Origin of the sequence: Microbacterium testaceum (genome assembly GCF_006539145.1) — a bacterium.
GTDB classification, from domain to species: Bacteria; Actinomycetota; Actinomycetes; order Actinomycetales; family Microbacteriaceae; genus Microbacterium; species Microbacterium testaceum.
The window spans coordinates 1-21,325 of record NZ_BJML01000003.1 but is presented as its reverse complement, the minus strand read 5'-3'; the positions used below and the strand labels follow the sequence as shown (position 1 = coordinate 21,325).

The following is a 21,325-nucleotide window of genomic DNA, read 5'->3' as shown; positions in this document are numbered from 1 at the left end:
CGCCCCGCCCGACGCGTCAGCGCCCCGCGGCCTCTCGCGGCCGGCGCAACGAGGCGGCCATCTCCGCCGCCGAACGCAGTGTGAGCCCGGGGATGTAGCAGCGGACGAGGGCGATCGCGATGGCCGGGATCTGCGTGGCATCCGGGTAGATCATCCACAGGGGCGCGAAGTCGGGCTGGAACTTCTTCTTGAAGTTCGCCAGCGACCGGAAACCGTACGCCGGCTCGAGGAGCGCGCTGATGACGTCGAGGCCGCGGTCCAAGGCGCTGCGATCGGCGTCGTCCCCGGTGGAGTGCCGCGCCAGGGGCGAACCCGACAGGCTCATCACCGTCATGCCGTCCTCACGGAGCCGCTCGACGGCCTGACCGATGAGGAACTCCATGACCCCGGGCATCGCGTCGTCGCGCCGACGCATGACGTCGAGGGCGTACCCGGCGATCGTGCCGTCGCGATGGATCGGTATCCAGCTCGTGAAAGCCGTGATGCGTCCCGATCCGTCGCGCGCCACGAGAAGGCGCACCTCCGGGTCGTCGAGCTGGTCGGTCGAGCCGAGGGTGAAACCCATCTCCGGGATCGTCTTGTCCGAGACCCAGGCCTCCGAGATGTCGCGGATCTGGCCGCGATCGAAGAACGACAGCTCGCTCCACCGGGCCCAACGCGAGGTCAGTCCCTCTCGCGCCGCGCGGTTGGTGGCCGTCCGGACGTCCTGTCGCTTCTTGCCGGCGGGAGTCCAGCTGCGCGGGTCGAGGAAGGCCTCCTCGGCGACCTGCAGCGACGACCAGCCCAGCGGGGCGAGCCGCTCGCGCTCGGCGTCATCGACGCTGTAGAACACCGGCGTCCAGCCCTGCTCCTCGCAGAACGCGGCGAACTCCGCGCCGACGGAGGCGTCGTCCCGGTCGGGGCCGAAGGCACCGCCGAGCGTCACCGCGAAACCGCCGCGCACCCGGTAGGCGATCGCCGCCTCCGCGTCGGCGGCGAACCAGTAGACGTTCCCCTCCCACAGGGTCATGTGCCCGAGGGTGTCCCCCGATCCCGCTGCGAGCAGAGCCCGCGCGCGCTCGCGATCGGGTGCGGTCTCGGCGGCGCCGGAGCGGACCACGAAGCGCACGGCGGCGACCACGACGCTCAACCAGAACAGCAGCGGCGGCAGGTACCACGCCGCCTGTGCGGCTCCGGTCATCGGGACGAAGACGAGGGCCTCGGGCGGCAGAAGCGACGGCGGGACGAGACGCAGGGGCAGAGTGGCGAGCACGGTGGTCACGTTCGGCCACGGTCGGAACTCGGCGGACGTCATCAGGATGCCGACCAGCGCCAGCGCCAGCGAGCCCAGGGCCGCGACGACGACCGTGCGCACGAAGATCCGGCGCACCCCGGGGATCGATCGGATCTGCGCGGCGGCGCGGAAACGCACGAGAAGCACGGCGACCATCAGGGGAAGGGCGGCACCGACGACCATGCCCACGACCGTCTGCCAGACGTCGGCGACGTCGTACGCGGCACGCACCGTCGCGAGCTGCTCGAGCGTGTCGGTCTCGCTCAGCAGCAGCAGGATGCTCATCGCCGCGAAGGTGAGGACGTTCACCCCCACGGCCAGGTGCAGGGCGCCGCGGCGCCCGCGCAGCACGCCCCAGGCGGCGATCAGCAGCACCAGCTGCGGGAGCGCGGCGATCCACCCCGAGGCGGGCTGGAGCTCGGCGTAGACCGAGGCGGAGGGCGGGCAGGGAGCGTTGGTCGAACCGATCGCGCAGACGACGCCGTCGGCCACGTTCAGCGGGTCGTACGACAGCCAGCTGTAGACCGACAGCACTCCCGCCCCCGAGCCCCAGAGGGTGGCCACGACCGGCCCGATGGCTGTGATGGCGGTGAGCGCGGCCAGCAGCACGCGCTTCTCGCGCAGGGAGCTGCGGGGAATGCCGACGGCCCGCGTCCCCCCGAGCACGAGGCCGGCCGCCATGCCGACGGGCAGGGCGATGAGCGTGTAGAGGTCGGACGCCGAGGCGGCGTAGAGGAACATCGTCACCGCGAGGACGACGCCGCCGATGCGGATGCGACGGCGCCACAGCGGCGAGGCGAAGCAGCTCGCGGCGATAGCGACGCACAGCAGAGCCGCGATGGGCGGCGCCCCCGTGTCGGGGGTGACGTTCAGCGAGACCTCGGGGATGACGTTGTCCTCGAACAGGCCGATGCCCTCGCCGATCGCGCAGACGACGAGACCGCCGCCCACGAACGCCGCGAGCATACGTCGCGTGCCCAAGAGCCCCTCCGCCAGACCGCACGTCACCAGCGTCAGCAGCACCGTGACCGCGAGCACGAGCGGGTCGTCGACCCGTACCAGGGCGAGCAGCATGTCGCGCAGGTCGAACAGACCGGCCTCGAACGTGCTCTGCGTCGCGATCGTGATGGAGCTGACCACGAGGATCGCCAGCGTCACCCCGAGCGTGCCGGTACGACGGCGCACGAGCCCCGGGATGTCCCACCGCGCAGCGCGACGCTTCGGCTGCGGCGCCGGCGTCACCTCGGTCGCCGCCTGCACCGTGTCCATCACCGCGACCATCGGTCCTCCCCGAGCGTGCGTGCTCATGCCGACCACCGGCATCCCGTCCATGTTCGCGAGAGACCTCCGCACGGCGCATCAGCCGGTCGGCCCCGTCCACGGGCCGATCGGGTGGTCCGACCGGTCAGGCAGCGGTCACTCGCGCGGGCCAGAACCGGCGCACCAGCAGCGGCCCCGCGATGCCGTGCAGCACGACGCTGCCGAGCACGACCATGCAGGTCGCCGCCAGCACGAGGAACCCCTCCTCCCCCGGCAGGGCGTTCGCGGCGATGAGACCGAAGACGATGGATGCCGCGCCCCGGGGTCCCATCGCGGCGACGAAGAACCGTTCCTTGCGGGTCGTCTCGGTGCCGATCAGGGCGAGAAGAACGGGGAGGAACCGCCCCACCGTCAGGGCCACGAGAGCGAGGACGATCGCAGGCCACCAGTCGTAGGTCTCGCTGAGCAGCACGATCGAGGCGAAGCCGAAGGCCAGCCACAGCAGCAGATTGAGCAGCCACGAGAGATCGTCGAGCAGGGAGATCTCGGCGGAGGGGATGCCGCTCGCGCCGCGCACGAGACGCACGGCGACGCCCGCGACGAACACGGCGACGAACCCGTTGCCCTGCAGGGCGACCGCGAGACCGAACACGATGAGCGGCGTCGCGACGAAGGCGATGCGCATGCTCTGCGCCTCGGTCCATCCCCGCCCGTCGGCGAAGCGCATCGCTCCCCCGATCGCGGCCCCGGTGGCAGCGCCGACCAGGATCGCGATGAGCCCCGCGGGGGCGGCCACCGCGAACGCCCGTCCGGCGTCGCTCGTCGTCCCCGCCGAGGCGAAGGCGACCGCGCCGAGCAGGAGCGGCGAGACCAGGCCGTCGTTGTACCCGCTCTCGACGTTGAGCCACCGCCGCACCCGTGCGGGGACGCGGTCGTCGCGCACGATCGAGGTCTCGGGCGAGAAGTCGGCGGGCACCGAGATGCAGGCGATCGCGAGGATCACCGCGACCGACAACCCCAACGGCAGGATCAGACCGACCGCCAGCACGAGGATCAGCGACAGCGGCAGGCCGATCCCGAGCAGCCGCGCCGGCACCCCGGTGAAGTGCGAGCCGAACGAGCCCCGCACCTCCAGCGCATCGACGAAGAGCAGGTACGCCAGCACGATCTCCGCGAAGAAGAGCATGGCCTTCGACTCGAGGAACAGCTCGCCCTGCACGGGCAGCAGTGCGCCGCCGAGCAGACCGAGCGCGGTCATCACGATCGGCCCGTTGACCGTGACCTTGCGGAACACGCGGCTCCACAGCGCCCAGACGAGCAAGGAGAGGCCGACGATGAGCAGGGGAACGGACACGGTGGGAGCTCCTGGGTCGAGAACGGGACGGGAGCCAGTCTGTTCGACGGGCATACCCCGACCCCGGGGCTGAACGGGTACCGATCGCGTCCGGTCGGGTAGATCGGCGTCGCCCCCCTGCCTCGACGGCGCCCGGAGTCCCTAGCCTGGTCGCATGGCATCCTTCGCCTCCCCGATCATCCGTGTCGCCGTCATCGACGACGAAGCGCTCATCCGCTCCGGCTTCTCGCACATCCTCAGCGCCGCCGACGACATCGAGGTCGTGGCGACCGCCGACGGGGTCCAGGCGATGGAGGTCCTCGCCGAGGCGCGCCCCGACGTGGTGCTCCTCGATATCCGGATGCCGGGACGCAACGGCCTCGAGGTGCTGCGCGACATCCGCCGGGCGGGGTGGGACACGACGGTGGCGATCCTGACGACCTTCGACTCCGACGATCACATCGCGTCGGCCCTCGATGCGGGCGCAGCGGGATTCCTCGTGAAAGACACCGACCCGCGTCAGCTGCCCCAGCTCGTGCGCACCCTCCACGGCGGCGGGGTGGTGTTCTCACCCACCGTCAGCCGCGCGGTGGTGGCCGGGTACCTGCGCCCGGAGCCGGCGGCCGACACCGACCTGGTGGACGCGCTCAGCTCGCGCGAGCGCGAGATCCTCGTGCAGCTGGGGCGAGGACTTTCGAACATCCAGATCGGTGCCGCGATGTTCCTGAGCCCGGCCACCGTCAAAGCGCACATCAGTACGATCCTCGGCAAGCTCGGCGTCGAGGGGCGCGTGCAGGCGGCCCTGGTCGCGGAGCGCGCGGGTCTGCTGCGCGACCAGGACGCGCGATGAAACGCCGCGATGTGCTGATCGATCTGGGGCTCGTCGCGGTCGCCGCGCTCGACGGCGTGCTGGGGTTGTACACGACCGACCTGCTCGAACTGGTGCTGACGCTCGTCGGGGCCGCGGGACTGCTGCTGCGCCGGAGGATCCCCCTGCTGTCGCTCGCGCTGGCGCTTCCTGCTCTGTTCCTCACCGGCGGGCCGATCGCGTCGGTGATCGCCCTGTACACCGTCGCGAGTGCGGCGACAGGGATGGTCTGGCTCGTCGTCGCGACCGCCGTCACCTTCCTGGGCCTCGGTCTGTCGTGGGACACCTTCACCTCGGTCAACGACCACGTGCTCGCCATCGTCTACGCGACGATGACCTCGGGAGGCGCGGTGGCGCTCGGCCGCCTCCGGCGCAATCAGAGCAGGCTGTCGGCGAGCCTCGACGAACTGCGCCTCGCCCGCGCCGACGAGAACCGCCGCGTCGCGCGCGAGGCCGTCGCGGCGGAGCGCGCCCACCTCGCGCGGGAGATGCACGACGTCGTCTCCCACCAGGTGAGCCTCATCACCGTGCAGGCGGGAGCTCTGATGGTCCGCGCCGACGATCCCGAGGTCGTCGAGACGGCCGACACGATCCGCACCCTCGCCTCCACGACTCTCGCCGAGCTGCGCCAGATGCTCCTCGTCCTCCGCGCCGACGGACCGGAAGCCGCACCCCTCGGCCCGCAGCCGACCCTGCGACACCTCGACGAGATCCTGCACCCGGCAGACCTCGAGGTCGATGCCCGCATTGACCTGCGCGAGGGGCTCCCGCCCGCGACCCAGCGCGCGGTCTACCGCACGATCCAGGAGGGGCTCACGAACGTGCGCAAGCACGCCCCCGGATCGCACGTCACCGTGACCGCGACGAGCACCGATACCGGCGGCGTGCAGGTGATCCTGCGCAACGCCGCCTCCCCGGCCCCGCGCCCCGATCCCGCACCGACGGCGCGCCTCGGTCACCTCGGACTCTCGGAACGCGCACACATGCTCGGCGGAACGTTCCGCGCCGGCCCTCTCGCCGACGGCGGCTACGAGATCGACCTGCGGCTGCCGGCCGGTCCCTGACCAGCCTCACGCCGAGTCGCGCTCCACGACCTCGATCGGCAGGATCGTCGCGTGGGCGGCGGGACGCCCGGCGAGGATGTCGAGAAGAACGGATGCCATGTGCCGGCCCTGCGTCAGCGACGGTTGCCGGACCGTCGTCAGCGACGGCGTGAGGGCGGTGGACACCGCCGAGTCGTCGAAGCCCATGACGGCGACGTCGCGCCCCGGCTCGAGGCCCTTGTCGCGGAGCACCGTATAGACGCCGCGGGCCATGAGGTCGCTCGCAACGAAGACGGCCTCGGGGGTGACCCCGCTCGAGAGGATGCGGTTCATCGCGAGAGCGCCGCCCATCTCGGTGAAGTCCCCGTTCTCGACGGCCGCGGGCTCCAGCCCCGCCTCGGCCATGGCGTTGCGGAAGCCGTGAAGGCGGTCGATGCCCGCGGGCATGTCGGACGGCCCCGACACCGTGGCGACGCGTCGGTGACCTCGGGCGAGCAGGTAGGCGGTGGCGACGCGGCCGCCCTCGACGTTGTCGACGTCGACGTAGTAGTCGTCCGCGCGGACGCGTGCGGGTCGTCCGCCGTAGACCACGGGCACGACATCAGCGACCCGATCGAGAAAGGTGTCGCTCGTGTGGTGCGAGGCGACGATCGCCCCGTCGACGCTCCCGCCTCGGAGGTATCCGAGCGCCTTGGCGCTCGCGTCGTCGCTCGCAATGAGCATGTTCATGATGTAGTCGGACTCGCCGATGACCTCGCCGATGCCCGCGACGATCGAGGCGAAGAACGGGTCACCGAAGAAGCGATCGGTCTGTTCGGGGATCACCAGGGCGATCGCTCGGGTCTGACGACTGGCGAGAGAGCGTGCCGCGCGGTTGGGGACGTACTGCAACTCGTCGATGGCGCGGCGCACGGCCTCGAGGGCGGAGGGCGAGACGGCGGTGGAGCCGTTGACGACGCGGGACACCGTCGATCGCGAGACTCCGGCACGCGCCGCGACCTCTTCGATCGTGGCGGCACCCCGAACGGATGTGAGATCCATCGCTCCCCTCCTTCGGGACGGCGGCATCGCACCGCGCTTCGGGTGGCCAGGCGCGTTGTGCGCTGTTGCGAGCGTACTGCGGGGAGGGCGCCGACCGCATCGGCATCCGGATCAGATCCCCGCGACGTCCGCCCGTCGACGACCTCCGCACCCCACCCTCACCGGACGACGAAGGCCCGACCGCACATCGCATGCGATCGGGCCTTCGCTGTCGACCTCAGTGGGCGACGACCGGCTCCAGCGCGCGATCCGCGATGACCCGGGCGTAGGCGAGCCCCGAGTCCTTGATCGTGCGTTCCTGCGTGGCGTAGTCGACGTAGACGATGCCGAAGCGCTTCTCGTAGCCCCAGGCCCACTCGAAGTTGTCCATCAGCGACCAGTAGAAGTAGCCGCGCACATCGACGCCCTTGTCGACGGCATCCAGGACCGCTCCGAGGTGCGCTTCGACGAACTCCACGCGTTCGCCGTCGTGCACGCGCGACTCATCGCCGACGGTGCTCAGTTCGTCGTCGTACGAGGCGCCGTTCTCGGTGACGTAGAGGGCGACCTCGGCCTCAGCCGAGTAGTCCTCGCTGACGCGCTCGAGCAGACGCGTGAGCCCCTCGGGCTGCACCTCCCAGTGCATGTTCGTCCGGCGCAGGCCACGGTCGTGCCAGTACAGGTTCTCGTGCGCGGGGAACGGTTTGCCGACGGGCCGCACCGTGGGGGCGTCACCCGCGGGAGGCTCGATCTCGGGCGGCGTGCCGCCGACGAACTCGCCGTGGTAGTAGTTCACGCCCAGCGAGTCGATCGGCGTCGAGATGATGTCGAGGTCGCCGGGCCGCACGGCCTCCTGCCAGCGGGACACGGCCTCGGCATCCGTCTCGCGGAAGTCCGCGATGATGTCGGCCGGGTACTCGCCGCGGAACACCGGGTCGAGGAACCACCGGTTGAACTGCCCGTCGACGCGGCGCGCGGCGTCGAGATCGGCGGGGTTCGTCGGGTCGACGGCATCCGCCACCGTGAGGTTGAGCGTGAGCCCGAGGTTCAGCGAGGAATCGCGCGCACGGAGCTCGCGAACGGTCTGACCGTGTCCCAGCAGCAGGTGGTGTGCGGCGAGCATGCCCTCGGCCTGGGAGTAGTGCCCGGGTGCGTGGATGCCCGCGGTGTAGCTGAGGAACGACGAGCACCACGGCTCGTTGAGCGTGGTCCACACGTTGACGCGGTCGCCGAGCGCGTCGTGCATGTCGAGCGCGTACTCGGTGAACTTCTCGCTCGTCGAGCGCACGGTCCAGCCGCCGGTGTCCTGCAGCGCCTGCGGGAGGTCCCAGTGATACAGGGTGAGCCAGGGCAGGATTCCGGCATCCAGCAGCTCGTCGACGAGGCGCTTGTAGAAGTCGACGCCCTTCGCGTTGAGGGCACCGCCGTCGGGGCGGACGCGCGACCACGACGTCGAGAAGCGGTAGGTCTGCAGTCCGAGCTTCTTCATGAGGTGCACGTCGTCGGCATAGCGGTGGTAGTGGTCGCACGCGACATCGCCGTTGTCGGCGTTGATCACGGCGTCGGGCACGCGGCTGAACGCGTCCCAGATCGAGGCCGTGCGACCGTCTTCGAAGGCCGCCCCCTCGATCTGATAGGCCGCGGTGGCGGCACCGAAGAGGAAGCCGTCGGGGAACGAGCGGGTGTGGGACATGGTTCGGGTTCCTTCCGTGGGCGCGAGGGTCATCCCTTGACCGCCCCTTGCATGATGCCACTGACCAGCTGCTTGCCCGCGAAGACGAACAGCAGCAGCAGCGGGATCGTCGACAGCAGCACGCCCGCGAGGACGATCGAGTAGTCGACGAAGTAGTTGGACTGCAGGAGCGACAGGGCCACCGGCAGCGTAGGGTTCTGGCGATCGAGCACGATGAACGGCCAGAAGAAGTTGTTCCACGCGCTCACGAAGGTGAACAGACCGAGCATCGCGGCGGCGGGGCGAGCGGCGGGAACGCCCACGGTGAGGAACGTGCGGAACGAGCTCGCACCGTCGACGCGCGCGGCTTCGATCAGCTCGTCCGGCACGGACTGCCGCAGGTACTGCGTCATCCAGAAGACACCGAAGGCGCTCGTCAGAGCCGGGATGATGATGGCACCGAGCTGCCCCGTCCACCCGAGCTCGCTGAAGAGGATGTACAGCGGCACGACGCCGAGCTGCGTCGGCACGGCCATGGTCGCCACCACGAAGACGAGCAGCCACGGCCCACCGCGGAACGTCAGCTTCGCGAACGCCCAGCCCGCGAGGGTCGAGAAGAAGACCACGGATGCCGCGATCAAGCCGGAACTGATGATCGAGTTCACGAGCGCCGGCCAGAAGTTGACCGCGGGGTCGCCGATGACGGACGCCGCATTGGCGAAGAAGTTGCCGCCGGGGATCCATGACCGGTTGGCGTCGCGGATGGTCGAGGAGTCGCCCGAACCGATCAGCAGCGACCAGTAGAAGGGGAACAGGCTCGCCAGCAGCACCGCGCCGAGGGCGGCGTAGACGACCCAGCCGGGGCGGGAGCCGCGTACGGGGCGCGAGCGGCGGCGGACGGGACCGGGTACGTCGGGCTCGACGACCGGGAGGGGGGTGGCGCCTACGGCGGTCATCGGCTGGTCTCCTGTCGTGCGGCGCCGCCTCGGGGCGCGTCGGTGTCCCGCGCGGTCGCCGGGGTCTCGGCATCCGCCCTCAGTCGAGCCTTCGCCGCTCGCGCCTGCGCGCGGGCATCTCGGCGAAAGCGCGCGTTGCCGCGGCCACCGTCGTCGCGCACGAGCGAGCGCGTGATGAAAAGGTTGATCGCGCCGATGGCGAGGATGAGCAGGAAGAGGATCCACGCGAGTGCCGCGGCGCGGCCGAAGTTCCACTCGCCCCAGCCGACGTTGTACAACCAGAGGGTCACGGTGAGCCACTGGTTGTCTGCGCCGCCCGTGCCGTACTGGTCGTACATGCGCGGCTCGTCGAAGATCTGCAGACCCCCGATCGTGGCGGTGATGATCACGAAGACGAGGGTCGGTTTGAGGCTCGGCAGCGTGATCGAGAAGAACTGGCGGATCTTGCCGGCGCCGTCGACGGTCGCGGCCTCGTAGTACTCGCGCGGGATGGCCTGCATCGCCGCGAGCAGGATGAGGGTGTTGTAGCCGGTCCAGCGGAAGTTGACCATCGTCGCGATCGCGATGTGGCTCGCGAAGGCGTCGGAGTGCCACGGCACGGCCGGGATGCCGAGGTTCTGCAGGGTGGTGTTCACGACGCCGTACTGGTCGCCGAACATGTTGCTGAAGATGAGGGCGACGGCGACAGGGGCCATCACGTAGGGCACCAGCACGCTCATGCGCCAGAACGTCTTGGCGCGGATGTTCTGGTCGAGCATGGCGGCGATGAAGATCGCGAGGATGAGCTGCGGGACGCTCGAGAGCAGGAAGATGCTGAAGGTGTTGCGCAGGGCGATCCAGAACTTGGGCTGCGAGAGCACCCACGCGTACTGGTCGAAGCCGATGAACTCGCCCGAGTTGCGAACGAGATCCCAGTCCATGAACGAGATCACCGCCGTGTAGGCGATGGGGAACAGACCCGTGATCGCGAACAGGATGAAGAACGGCGAGATGTAGAGGTACGGCGAGAGCTTCAGGTCCCACGCGCTGCGGCGCCGACCGAAGCCGAGGCGCCGCGGCTGGCGCTCCCCGACCGGGGGCTGCGCCGGCCGCGTGGGCCGTTCGAGTGTGCTGGTCACGATGATGTCTCCTCCTCGAGACGAGCGGGACGGATGCCGGGGCCCGCGGAACAGTGCCCCGGCATCCGCTCGCTGCGGATCAGGACAGGGCGTCGACCTCGGTCGCCCACTGCTTCCAGGAGGTCGCGGCGTCCTGCGTTCCGTCTTCCACTCGCGTGAGCGCCTTCTGCATGGCGTCGTTGATCTGGAAGTAGAACGTCCCCTTGTACGGCGAGACCTTCACGGCCTGCGCGCGCTCGGAGAGCATCTCGCCCACGGGGGCGTTGTTGAAGTACGCGTTCGTGTTGCTGAGCAGCGCGTCCGCCTTGAGGGCATCGGTCTGGCTCGGGAAGGTGCCCGCGTTCTCGAACGCCGTGACCTGGGTCTCGGGGTCGGTCAGCCAGTCGGCGAGCTCCTGAGCGGCCTCGACGTTCTTGCCGTTGCCGGGCACGGTCAGGTAGGAGCCGCCCCAGTTACCGGCGCCGCCGGGGAAGACGTTGGCGATGTCCCATCCCTTCACCTCGGGGGCGTTGCCCTCGATGACGCCGAGCATCCAGCCCGGGCAGAGCATCGTGGCGAAGGCGCCGTTCGAGAGCCCCGCGAACCAGTCGTCCGACCACTGGCCGAGGTGCGCCGACTGCGTGGCGCTGGCCTTCAGCACCTGGTCGTAGATCTTCTTGACGTCGGGGTTGCTCGTGGCGGTGATCTCGCCGTTGTCGGGGTTCTCGTACGCGGCCTCGACCTGGTTGATCGCGCCCTGGTAGGTGCCGCCGGCCGAGTCGAAGAAGGCCTTGCCGGTCGCGGCGACGTAGGTGTCGCCCGCGGCGAAATAGGTCGACCAGTCGCCCTGGAGCATCGTGGCGACCTCGGCCCGGTCGGTGGGAAGACCCGCCGCGGCGAAGAGGTCGGAGCGGTAGCAGACGCCCTCGGGCCCGATGTCGGTGCCGTAGCCGACGAGCTTGCCCTCCGGGCTGGTGGCGGCCTCGACCTTGTAGTCGAGCCAGCGGCTCTTCAGGTCGTCGGGCACGGGGGCCAGCAGGTCGGCGTACTCCATGACCTCGGGCAGCCAGTCGACCTCGATGGCTTCGATGTCGGCGAGGCCGGTCTTGCCCAGCTTCTGGAAGTAGTTCTCGCGGGCCTCGTTGCTGGTCGCGGCCTTGTTGTGCACGATCTTCACGTTCGGGTGGGCGTCCATGTACTCCTGCAGGAGCGCGTCGGTGTACCCGAAGTCGTTGAAGGTGGCGACGGTGAGGGTCACCTCGCCGTCGCCGCCCGAGGCGGAGCCCCCGGCACCGGAGCAGCCGGCGAGGACGAGGGCGGAAGTCGATGCGACGGCGGCGACGAGAGCCACCCGGCGCAGGGCACGAGTTTTCACAGATCACTCCTTTGTGGTGGGTGCTGACCGGCGCTCTGGAGAGCTCCCTGCGACATCGCGTGGGAGCGCTCTCACCGATCGGGGACGACGCTATGGGATCGCTCCCATGCGGTCAAGAGGACGCTGTGAGATCGTTATGAAGTCCTGCTCGCTCGGCCCGGTCGGCCGTAGCGGGCGCCGTCGACGGCTCGCGTAGACTGGCCTTCACAACGCCACCCGACTCTTGGAGCTGCAGTGCCCACCATCGTCGTCGACGTCATGCCCAAGGCCGAGCTCCTCGACCCGCAGGGAAAGGCCGTCGCCGGCGCCCTGTCGCGTCTGGGCGAGCACCGCTTCTCGGACGTGCGCATCGGCAAGCGTTTCGAACTCACCGTCGAGGGCGAGGTCGACGAGGCCACGCTCGCGCGAGCCCGTGAGCTCGCCGACGAGATGCTCTCGAACGCCGTCATCGAAGACGTCGTGAACATCGAGGTCGTCGAGTGACCGCTCGCATCGGGGTCATCACGTTCCCCGGCTCCCTCGACGACCGCGACGCGCAGCGCGCGATCCGCCTCGCGGGCGGCGAGCCCGTCGCCCTGTGGCACGGCGAGCACGACCTGAAGGGCGTCGACGCCCTCGTACTGCCCGGTGGCTTCAGCTACGGCGACTACCTGCGCGCCGGAGCGATCGCCGCGTTCGCGCCGATCATGGCCGAGGTCAAAGACGCGGCCGGCAAGGGCATGCCCGTGCTCGGCATCTGCAACGGCTTCCAGATGCTGGTCGAGGCGCACCTGCTGCCCGGCGGTCTGATCCGCAACGCCCACCAGCAGTTCATCCGCCGTGACCAGCGCCTGCGCGTCGAGAACGCCTCGACCGCCTGGACCAGCGACTTCGCCGAGGGCGACGAGATCGTCATCCCGCTGAAGAACGCCGACGGCGGATACATCGCGGATGCCGAGACCCTGGCGCGCGTGAACGGCGAGGGCCTCGTGACCTTCCGGTACGTCGGAGTGAACCCCAACGGCTCGCTCGACGACATCGCCGGCCTGACCAACGAGCGCGGCAACGTCGTGGGCCTCATGCCGCACCCCGAGCACGCGGTCGAGCCGGGCTTCGGCCCGGGCACCGCGGCGGCGATGCGCTCGGGCGTCGACGGTCTGGGCTTCTTCACGTCGGCCATCGCCGCCGTCGTGGGCGCCGCCGCCTGACCCCGCCCGCGGTTTCGTTCGGGGCGTTCGCGACTCCCCTGCCCCACCGGGGCGATCGTCCCGGTATCCATCGGGGAAGATAAGTCCGTGCGCGTACCCGATCCCGATCCGATCATCGAGGGCATCCTTGCCCTGTGGAGCAGCGAGGCAGCGGCGCTGCCCTCCGAACCGCGCCTCGCCGAGATGCTCGGCGCGAGCCGCAACTCGGTGCGCGAAGCGCTGGTGCGCCTCGAAGAGCGCGGATACGTGCACCGCACGCAGGGCGCGCGCACCACTCCGAACCGTCGCCTCGCGGGGGTGGGCCGACGGATCGACCAGCAGTTCGACCACTCCCTCTCGATCCGCTCCGCCGGTTATGAGCCGTCGCTCGAGCTCGTGTCGTCCGATCGCCTCGAGCTGACCCCCGGCTCGCACCGCTTCGACGACCTGCCCGACGGCACCTCGGTCCTGCGCACCGTGAAGATGTGGCGCGCCGACGGAGCGCCCTACGCCCTGGCGGAAGACCTCGTCCCCCTGCAGCGCGACGCCACGCTCGACGCGCACCGCCCCGTCTTCGATCTCGCCGAAGCCGCCAACGGCGTACGAGTCGCGTGGGAGACCGTGTGGATGGAGGCGATCGGGCTGGATGCCGAGAGGTCACGGCTTCTGTCGAGCTCGCCGGGCACGCCGGTCATCGAGATGACCTACTGCGGATACGGTGCCGACGACGCGATCGGGTACTGGTCGCGAGAGGTGCAGCTGCCCGCGCCGGAGGGACTGCGCAACGCCCTGATCCGCCGGGTGCGGTCGTGAGCGTTTCGCGGGCGTAACAGCGCGGTGAACATGTCGGACAAGTTGAATCGTTGCTTGTTGGACAAGTGTACGGTCGGATTACCCGACGAAAGCGAGCCGCCATGTCCGACACCCTCACCATCCATCGCCTCACCGCCGAGATCGTGACCCCCGCGTCGTTCGACCCCTTCGGTGTCGTCCTGACGCCGATGGCAGACGGCACTCCTTTCACCGCGGAGGAAGCCGTGCTCGACGTGTCGAACGGCATCCCGCGCTTCTATCTGATGCACCTCGACGACAAGACGCCGGAGTTCGTGCGCGTGACCCGCCACCTCGAGACCACCCAGACGCTCATGTCCGTCGGCGACGTCGAGTGGACGATCGCCGTCGCCGCTCCCGGTATCGAGGCCCCGGCGCTCGACGATCTCCGCGCCTTCCGCATCCCGCCGCGAACGGCCATCACGATGCGCAAGGGCACCTGGCACGCGGGCCCCTTCTTCGCCGAGCCGAGCATGGACTTCGTCAACCTCGAGCTCGACGACACCAACGTCACCGACCACCACAACCACCGCTTCGACGACACCCTCGGCGTTCGCGTCGTGATCGACGGGGAGTGAGCGTGCTCACCCCGCTCCCCGATTCCGACGCCCGCCTCGCGGCCCTCGAACGCGAGGCCGCGCATCAGAGCGCCCTCAGCGCGGGCGACGGACGCTCGTGGGTCGGTGCGCGGGACGGCATCCGTCCCGTGGTGATCGTGGGCGCGGGGCAAGCCGGACTCGTTCTGGCCCGCGGCCTCCGACGCCGCGGGATCGACGACGTCGTGGTGATCGACGCCGCCCCCGCCGATGCGGCCGGCCCCTGGACCACCTACGCGCGCATGCACACGCTGCGCACTCCGAAAGACATCGCGTGGCCCACCTGGGGCACTCCCGCCGTGAGCCCGCGGGCCTGGTTCGAGGCCGTGTACGGCATCGACGCGTGGGACGCGATCGAGTACTTCCCCACGATCGCGTGGCAGGGCTTCCTGCGGTGGTATCGAGAGGTCTCCGCCCTGACGGTAGTGCCCTCCACCCGCGTGCGGTCGCTCGCACCGACCACGGCGGACGGCCCGATCCAGATGCACCTCGACGGGCCCGACGGCGAGTGGATGCTGCCCGCACAGCACGTCGTGCTCGCCACGGGCATCGAGGGGGCCGGTGGTCGACACATCCCCGCCCTCCTGCGCGAGCTTCCCGCCGAGCGCGTACATCACACGCACGACGCCATCGACTTCGAGGCGCTCGCGGGGCTGCGCATCGGCATCCTGGGCGCGGGCACGGGAGCGTTCGACAACGCCGCGACCGCTCTCGAGCACGGAGCGGCGAGTGTCGACGTGCACATGCGTCGACCGGCGATGCCGCAGGTGAGCCCCTACCGCTGGATGGAGTTCGCCGGCCTCATCGAGAACTACGGCTCGTTCACCGACCAGCAGAAGTGGGCCTTCAACGTGCACCTGTCGGAGGTCGACCAACCGGCCACGCAGAACGCCCTCTGGCGCGCCCACGCCTTCGACTCCTTCCGCTTCCTCACCTCGTCGCCGTGGCAGAGCGTGGAGTGGACGGGCAGCGAGATCGCCGTGACGACGCCGCACGGCATCCATCACTACGACGTCGTGCTGGCGGCGACCGGGATCGTCTCGGAGCTCGCGCGGCGCCCCGAGCTGGCGAACGTCGCCGCGGATGCCGTCCTGTGGAGCGACCGGCTCGACCCCGCGTCCACGGCGCAGAACCCCGGTCTCGCGGCATTCCCGTATCTCGATGACGACTTCGGTCTCGTCAGCCGGAGCACGCCGGAGGCCTCGGCCCTCTCTCGGATCCACATGTTCAACCACGGCGCACGCCTGAGCCAGGGCATGCTCAGCCACCAGATCCCCGGCCTCGTCGGCGGGGCCACGAAGCTCGCCGCCGCCCTGTCGCGGCGGTTGTTCGAGCGCGACGCCGACGCTCTGCTGCGCGAGTACCTGGCATACGACGTACCGGTCGGTGTGCACATCGGGCGCCGGGCGCAACCTCCCACGCCCACCGAGACGGCGGGGGTAGCGTCTCTGCGGTGACGACCTCGACCCCCCTCCTCGTGTCCGTGCCCACCGACGAACTCCGCGCCGACCTGAACGAGCTGCCCGACGGCGTCGAGGTGGTGGTCTGGGATATGACGGGACCGGCACCGCACGACCGATTCGACATGGTCGTGCCCCCGTACATGTCGATGGACAACGTCATCGAGCGCCTCTCCGAGATCGAGGTCGGACTCGTCCAGGGCCAGTCGATCGGGTACGACAACGTCGAGGGGCGCTTGCCCGAGGGGATCGTGTTCGCGAACGCTTCGAGCGTGCACGAGACGGCCACCTCCGAGCTCGCCGTCGCCCTGGCGTTGGCGGCCCAGCGACGGCTGCCCGAGGTCGTGCGCGCGCAGGACCGCGGCGAGTGGACCGGCGGCGGGGCTCCCGGCCTGGCCGACGCTCGGGTGACCCTGCTCGGCTTCGGCGGGGTCGGTCGTGCGATCGCCGCACGCCTGAAGCCCTTCGAGGTGGAGCTGCGCGCCGTCGCCTCGCACGGTCGTCTGCAAGACGAGGTCGAGGTGTTCCCCCTCGGCAAGCTGTACGAGGTGCTCGCCGAGACCGACATCGTCATCGCGTCCCTCCCGGGCGGTGACGCGACCCGCCACGTCATCGACGACCGCGCCCTCTCGGCCCTGCCCGACGGAGCGCTCGTCGTGAACGTCGGCCGCGGCCCGCTCATCGACACCGATGCCCTCGTCGATCACGTCCGCCGCGGCCGGATCCGCGCCGCCCTCGACGTCACCGACCCCGAACCTCTCCCCCAGGGCCACCCGCTGTGGAGCCTCGACGGCGTGCTCATCGCGCCGCACGTCGGAGGGGCGACGGATGCCATGCGCCCCCGCATCGCACGCTTGGTGCGTCAGCAGATCGAACGCCTGCACCGCGGCGAGGAGCCGCTGAATGTGGTGATCGGGGGCTGACCGCCTCCTCGTCGCTGAAACGTCGTCGACGTCCCGTCGCCGCGCGCAGCGTGCGACCGCGCGCAGCGTGCGACCGCGCGCAGCGTGCGACCGCACGCAGCGTGCGCCCGCGCCACCAGCGTCGAGTGTCCAAGAAACCCGGACGCCGCAGAAATTCGTCCGGGTGTTTTGGACACTCACGGGAGGACGCGGGCATTCGGACGCTGCGGCCCGCAACGCGCGCTGCGTGCGGGGGAGCGGGGTCAGCCGCGGAAGCCGGCGGGGTTGGCCAACAGGTCGCTGAAGGCCAGTTCCGCGGGGCCCACGAGCATCAGGCGCGAGCGCAGGTGGGCGCGTTCGAGACGGATCGTGCGGCCCTCGGCGCCCAGCGGATGCACGCGCACGGCGTCGGCGAGACGCTCGCGGCTGACCGACAGCAGCGCTCCGAGATACCCCGAGAGCACGACCGTCTCAGGGGCGAAGGCGTTGACGAAGTTCGTCAGGGCAAGCGAGAGCATCTCGACCTGGCGCGTCACCTCGGTCATCACGCGGGGATTGCGGGCGACGCCGAGCTCGACATCGAGTTCGTCCTCGTCGAGCTTGCGGCGCCCCAGCAGCGGTTCGATCAGGTCGAGGCTGACCTCGGCCTCGAGGCACCCGCGGCGTCCGCACACGCACGGGCGTCCGCGCGGGTCGACGACGGTGTGGCCGAGCTCTCCGGCGTAACCCGACGTCCCGCGCAGCAGGGTGCCGTCGATGATGAGACCGCCGCCGATGCTGTGCATCGCGCCGCCGAGGTAGAGCAGGTTGCCGACACCCACGCCCACGCCGAACCGCGACTCCGCGAGGGCGCCGATGCTGGCGTCGTTGCCGGCGGCCACCGGCATCCCGAGTTCGTCGCTCAGACGCGCCGCGACGGGATCGCGCTTCCACCCGAGGGTGGGCGAGACGAGGACGGAACCGTTGGCGTTGACGAGTCCGGGGACCGCCAGCCCGGCCCCGACCACGCGGTAGTGGCGGTCGATGTCGGCGCGCATCGCCTCGACCGACGAGGCGACGATCTGGACGAACCGTTTCGGCGCCGGCGCAGTGGCGGTGTCGTGACGCAGACGGGCGTGCACCACCCCGCCGAGGCCGACCAGGGCCACGGTCACCGCGTGCGGTTCGGCGCGGACGCTCAGGGCGGCGACGTGGTCTTCGGGTTCGAGGTCGAGAGTCGGTCGACCGACCTTGCCGGTGCGCTCCCCGCTGGGCGCCTCGCGGACGAGGCCGAGCTCGGTCAATTCCATGACGAGACCCGTGACCGTGGAGCGGTTGAGGCCGGTCGTGGCGCCCAATTGGGCGCGTGAGAGCGCTCCCCGGGAGTGGAGGAGCGACAGGACGGACGAGAGGTTCTGCTGACGGATCAGGTCGTTCGTCGTACGGCCAGCCGGCGGCGCGAGCGGGGTTGCGGGCTCGAACACGGCAGGGGTCATGAGAGGCGCACCTCCCCCATCATCCCATCGAGGGGACCGGAGTGTTCACGCGGCCGACGCACAGCGACGCGACGCGGCCGACGGCCGGAGCGGCCGGGATGGGGAGCCGGCCGGGTGACCGGGCTCCCCATCCGGTCACGCACCGCCGTTGCGCCGCTTGTTGAAGATGTCGAACGCGACGGCGAGGAGCAGCACGATGCCCTTGATGGCCATCTGCCACGCGGCGTCGACGCTGAGGATCGACAGACCCATGTTCAGCACACCCATGACCAGACCACCGACGACCGCGCCGACGACCGTTCCGATACCGCCCTGGACGGCCGCACCACCGATGAACACCGCAGCGATCGCATCGAGCTCGTAGTTCTGACCGGCCGAGGCCACCGCACCACCGGCACGCGCAGTGCTGACGACGGCGGCGAGACCCGCGAGGGCACCCATGTTGACGAAGATGAAGAAGTTGACCCACTTCGTCTTGACACCGCTCATCACGGCCGCGAAGAGGTTGCCGCCCATGGCGTAGATGTGGCGACCGAACGTGGTGCGGTTGAGCACGAACGTGTACGCCAGCACAAGGACCGCCAGGATGATCAGCACGATGGGGGTGCCGTTGTAGGCGGCGATCGTGAAGGCGGTGGCCATGATCGCGACGACTGCGACGACGTTCTTCGCCCAGAACGACCAGGCGACCTCGCGCGGCAGCTCGAGGCGGCGGAGCGTGGCGCGGGTGCGCAGCTGCTGCACGACGAGCAGCACGCTGGCGATGGCGCCGAGCGCAAGGGTCAGCGCGTCCCAGTTGCCGAGGTAGCCGAGGAACGGCGGCAGCCATCCGGCTCCGATCGCCGTGAAGCCGTCGGGGAGGCCGCTGATGGTGCCGCCGGTGAGCAGCACGAGCGTGAGACCGCGGAACAGCAGCATGCCCGCCAGGGTGACGATGAACGCGGGGATGCCCACGAACGCGACCCAGAAGCCCTGCCACGCACCGACGACAGCGCCGACGACGAGCGAGAGCAGGACGGCGACGAACCAGGGCAGACCCCATTGGTTCATCGCGATCGCCGCGATCGCGCCCACCATGGCCACGACCGATCCGACCGACAGGTCGATATGGCCGGCGATGATGACCATCACCATGCCGATCGCGAGGATCAGCACGTAGGCGTTCTGCTGGATGAGGTTGTTGACGTTTCCGGGCATCAGCAGGCGACCGCCGGTGAGCACCTGGAAGAGCACGATGATGATGACGAGAGCGGCGAGGATGCCGAACTGTCGGAAGTTGATGCGCGACAGGATGCCGCGACGTCGCGGTCCCGGCTGCGTCGGTGCCTCGACCGTCTGGGTGGATGCGGTGGCCATTGCTGTCAGTTCCTTCCGGCGGTCATGTGCCGCATGAGGTTCTCCTGCGTGGCGTCGTCGCGGCTGACCTCGGCCGTGATGCGCCCCTCGGAGATCGTGTAGATGCGGTCGGAGAGGCCGATGACCTCGGGCAGCTCCGACGAGATGACGATGACGGCCTTCCCCTGGGCCGCGAGTTCGTTGATGATGCCGTAGATCTCGTACTTGGCCCCGACGTCGATGCCGCGGGTGGGCTCGTCGAGGATCAGCACGTCGGGTCCGGTGAACATCCACTTCGACAGCACGACCTTCTGCTGGTTGCCGCCCGAGAGGCGTCCCGTGATCGCGGCGACGCTGGGCGCCTTGATGTTCATCTTGTAGCGGTACGAATCGGCGACCTTGTACTCGCGGTACCGGTCGACCACACCGAGGCGGGCGAGGCGGGCGAGAGCGGAGGCCGAGACGTTGACCTGGATGTCGCCGATGAGGTTGAGACCGTATTTCTTGCGGTCCTCGGTGGCGTAGGCGATGCCGTGCTTGATCGCAGCATCCACCGTGCGGACGTCGATCTGCTGCCCGTTCTTGTACACCTCGCCGGAGATGCCGGTGCCGTACATGCGCCCGAAGATGCTCATCGCGAGTTCGGTGCGACCGGCGCCCATGAGGCCCGCGAAACCGACGATCTCCCCGGCGCGCACCATGAAGGAGGCGTCGTCGATGACCACGCGCTCGGTGTCGACGGGGTGGTGGACGGTCCAGTTCTCGACGCGGAAGAGCTCTTCGCCGATGTCGGGCTCGCGCGGCGGGAAGAGGCTGTTCAGATCGCGGCCGACCATGGCGCGGATGATCCGGCCCTCGTCGGTGTCGGCGTCGGAGCGGTGCATCGTCTCGATCGTGCGGCCGTCGCGGATGATGGTGATGCGATCCGAGATGCGCAGCACCTCTTTGAGCTTGTGGCTGATGATGATGCAGGTGATGCCCTGCGTGCGCAGCTGGTCGATCAGATCGAGCAGGTGGGCGGAGTCGTCGTCGTTCAAGGCGGCGGTGGGCTCGTCGAGGATGAGGAGCTTCACCTCTTTCGCGAGGGCCTTGGCGATCTCGACGAGCTGCTGCTTGCCGACGCCGAGCTCGAAGATCTTCGTCGCGGGGTTCTCGCGCAGCCCCACCCGCTTGAGCAGCTCGGCCGCCGCGGAGTTGGTCGCGTTCCAGTCGATGACGCCACGACGCGACTTCTCGTTGCCGAGGAAGATGTTCTCGGCGATCGAGAGGTACGGGCTGAGCGCCAACTCCTGGTGGATGATGACGATGCCGGCGGCCTCGCTGTCGTTGATGGAGCGAAAGGCCATCTGCTCGCCCTCGAGGGTGATGCCGCCCTCGAAGCTGCCGGCGGGATAGACCCCGCTGAGCACCTTCATCAGCGTCGACTTTCCGGCGCCGTTCTCACCGCAGATGGCGTGGACCTCGCCGCGGTAGACGTCGATCGACACATCGGCCAGGGCGGGAACCCCGTTGAACGACTTCGAGATCCCCGACATACGCAGGATCGGTTCGGTCATGGTGTGTGCTTGTCCCTCCGCCGCCGGTGGGGCGGCATTTCGGCTCCGCCGCCCGGGGGCGGCACGGGGAGCGGCGGGGCGGGCGAACCCGCCCCGCCGCCGGGTGG

At 69.8% G+C, this 21,325-nt stretch carries 18 protein-coding genes; 8 read left to right on the top strand and 10 right to left on the bottom strand.

Annotated features, from left to right (window positions below):
- Positions 1 to 16: 16 nt before the first annotated feature.
- Together MTE01_RS06410 and MTE01_RS06405 are read right to left on the bottom strand one after the other, a co-directional pair.
- Positions 17 to 2,581, bottom strand: a complete 2,565-nt coding sequence (locus MTE01_RS06410) for a bifunctional lysylphosphatidylglycerol flippase/synthetase MprF (RefSeq protein WP_170210633.1) — start codon at positions 2,579 to 2,581, stop codon at positions 17 to 19.
- 97 nt (positions 2,582 to 2,678) lie between these two features.
- A complete protein-coding gene (locus MTE01_RS06405; protein ID WP_246078047.1) occupies positions 2,679 to 3,887 on the bottom strand; it encodes a cation:proton antiporter domain-containing protein in 1,209 nt (402 codons plus the stop codon).
- Between the two features lie 154 nt (positions 3,888 to 4,041).
- Here MTE01_RS06405 and MTE01_RS06400 point away from each other — a divergent pair, with 154 nt between their 5' ends.
- Both MTE01_RS06400 and MTE01_RS06395 read left to right on the top strand, forming a co-directional pair.
- Complete coding sequence (locus MTE01_RS06400; protein WP_141376392.1) at positions 4,042 to 4,716, top strand: response regulator; 675 nt, start codon at positions 4,042 to 4,044, stop codon at positions 4,714 to 4,716.
- Positions 4,713 to 5,798: a sensor histidine kinase gene (locus MTE01_RS06395; RefSeq protein ID WP_103206964.1), complete on the top strand. Its 1,086-nt coding sequence runs from the start codon at positions 4,713 to 4,715 to the stop codon at positions 5,796 to 5,798. Before MTE01_RS06400 ends, MTE01_RS06395 begins: the two co-directional genes overlap by 4 nt.
- Positions 5,799 to 5,804: 6 nt before the next feature.
- Here the strand turns inward: MTE01_RS06395 and MTE01_RS06390 are convergent, their stop codons facing one another.
- From MTE01_RS06390 to MTE01_RS06370, 5 genes are all read right to left on the bottom strand, one after another.
- Entirely contained in the window at positions 5,805 to 6,818 is a 1,014-nt protein-coding gene (locus MTE01_RS06390; RefSeq protein WP_103206965.1) for a LacI family DNA-binding transcriptional regulator, read from the bottom strand.
- Between the two features lie 217 nt (positions 6,819 to 7,035).
- Positions 7,036 to 8,490, bottom strand: a complete 1,455-nt coding sequence (locus MTE01_RS06385; protein ID WP_116238788.1) for a glycoside hydrolase family 1 protein — start codon at positions 8,488 to 8,490, stop codon at positions 7,036 to 7,038.
- Positions 8,491 to 8,519: 29 nt separating this feature from the next.
- Positions 8,520 to 9,425 carry a carbohydrate ABC transporter permease gene (locus tag MTE01_RS06380; protein WP_141376390.1) on the bottom strand — a complete coding sequence of 302 codons (906 nt, stop codon included), beginning with the start codon at positions 9,423 to 9,425 and terminating at the stop codon, positions 8,520 to 8,522.
- Positions 9,422 to 10,543: a carbohydrate ABC transporter permease gene (locus MTE01_RS06375; protein ID WP_174799654.1), complete on the bottom strand. Its 1,122-nt coding sequence runs from the start codon at positions 10,541 to 10,543 to the stop codon at positions 9,422 to 9,424. Before MTE01_RS06375 ends, MTE01_RS06380 begins: the two co-directional genes overlap by 4 nt.
- 79 nt (positions 10,544 to 10,622) lie before the next feature.
- Positions 10,623 to 11,897: an ABC transporter substrate-binding protein gene (locus MTE01_RS06370; RefSeq protein ID WP_103206968.1), complete on the bottom strand. Its 1,275-nt coding sequence runs from the start codon at positions 11,895 to 11,897 to the stop codon at positions 10,623 to 10,625.
- Between the two features lie 234 nt (positions 11,898 to 12,131).
- On the opposite strand from MTE01_RS06370, the gene purS reads away from it, so the two are divergent.
- The 6 genes from purS (at position 12,132) to MTE01_RS06340 (ending at position 16,873) form a co-directional block, all read left to right on the top strand.
- A complete protein-coding gene (gene purS / locus MTE01_RS06365) occupies positions 12,132 to 12,380 on the top strand; it encodes a phosphoribosylformylglycinamidine synthase subunit PurS (RefSeq protein ID WP_056225673.1) in 249 nt (82 codons plus the stop codon).
- Positions 12,377 to 13,084: a phosphoribosylformylglycinamidine synthase subunit PurQ gene (gene purQ, locus MTE01_RS06360; protein ID WP_103206969.1), complete on the top strand. Its 708-nt coding sequence runs from the start codon at positions 12,377 to 12,379 to the stop codon at positions 13,082 to 13,084. Before purS ends, purQ begins: the two co-directional genes overlap by 4 nt.
- Positions 13,085 to 13,171: 87 nt before the next feature.
- Entirely contained in the window at positions 13,172 to 13,876 is a 705-nt protein-coding gene (locus tag MTE01_RS17310; RefSeq protein ID WP_141376388.1) for a GntR family transcriptional regulator, read from the top strand.
- Between the two features lie 101 nt (positions 13,877 to 13,977).
- On the top strand, positions 13,978 to 14,472 hold the full coding sequence (locus tag MTE01_RS06350) for an ureidoglycolate lyase (protein ID WP_141376386.1): 495 nt from the start codon (positions 13,978 to 13,980) through the stop codon (positions 14,470 to 14,472).
- Positions 14,469 to 15,947 carry an FAD-dependent oxidoreductase gene (locus MTE01_RS06345; protein WP_141376383.1) on the top strand — a complete coding sequence of 493 codons (1,479 nt, stop codon included), beginning with the start codon at positions 14,469 to 14,471 and terminating at the stop codon, positions 15,945 to 15,947. The genes MTE01_RS06350 and MTE01_RS06345 overlap by 4 nt, the downstream gene beginning before the upstream one ends.
- Positions 15,944 to 16,873, top strand: coding sequence for a 2-hydroxyacid dehydrogenase (locus tag MTE01_RS06340; RefSeq protein ID WP_170210632.1), 930 nt, complete (start codon positions 15,944 to 15,946; stop codon positions 16,871 to 16,873). Before MTE01_RS06345 ends, MTE01_RS06340 begins: the two co-directional genes overlap by 4 nt.
- 242 nt (positions 16,874 to 17,115) lie before the next feature.
- On the opposite strand, the gene MTE01_RS06335 is transcribed toward MTE01_RS06340, so the two are convergent.
- The 3 genes from MTE01_RS06335 to mmsA form a co-directional block, all read right to left on the bottom strand.
- Entirely contained in the window at positions 17,116 to 18,327 is a 1,212-nt protein-coding gene (locus tag MTE01_RS06335) for an ROK family protein (RefSeq protein ID WP_103206973.1), read from the bottom strand.
- Positions 18,328 to 18,462: 135 nt separating this feature from the next.
- Positions 18,463 to 19,683 carry a multiple monosaccharide ABC transporter permease gene (gene mmsB, locus MTE01_RS06330; RefSeq protein ID WP_103206974.1) on the bottom strand — a complete coding sequence of 407 codons (1,221 nt, stop codon included), beginning with the start codon at positions 19,681 to 19,683 and terminating at the stop codon, positions 18,463 to 18,465.
- Positions 19,684 to 19,688: 5 nt separating this feature from the next.
- Positions 19,689 to 21,218 carry a multiple monosaccharide ABC transporter ATP-binding protein gene (gene mmsA / locus MTE01_RS06325; RefSeq protein WP_103206975.1) on the bottom strand — a complete coding sequence of 510 codons (1,530 nt, stop codon included), beginning with the start codon at positions 21,216 to 21,218 and terminating at the stop codon, positions 19,689 to 19,691.
- Positions 21,219 to 21,325: the final 107 nt, after the last annotated feature.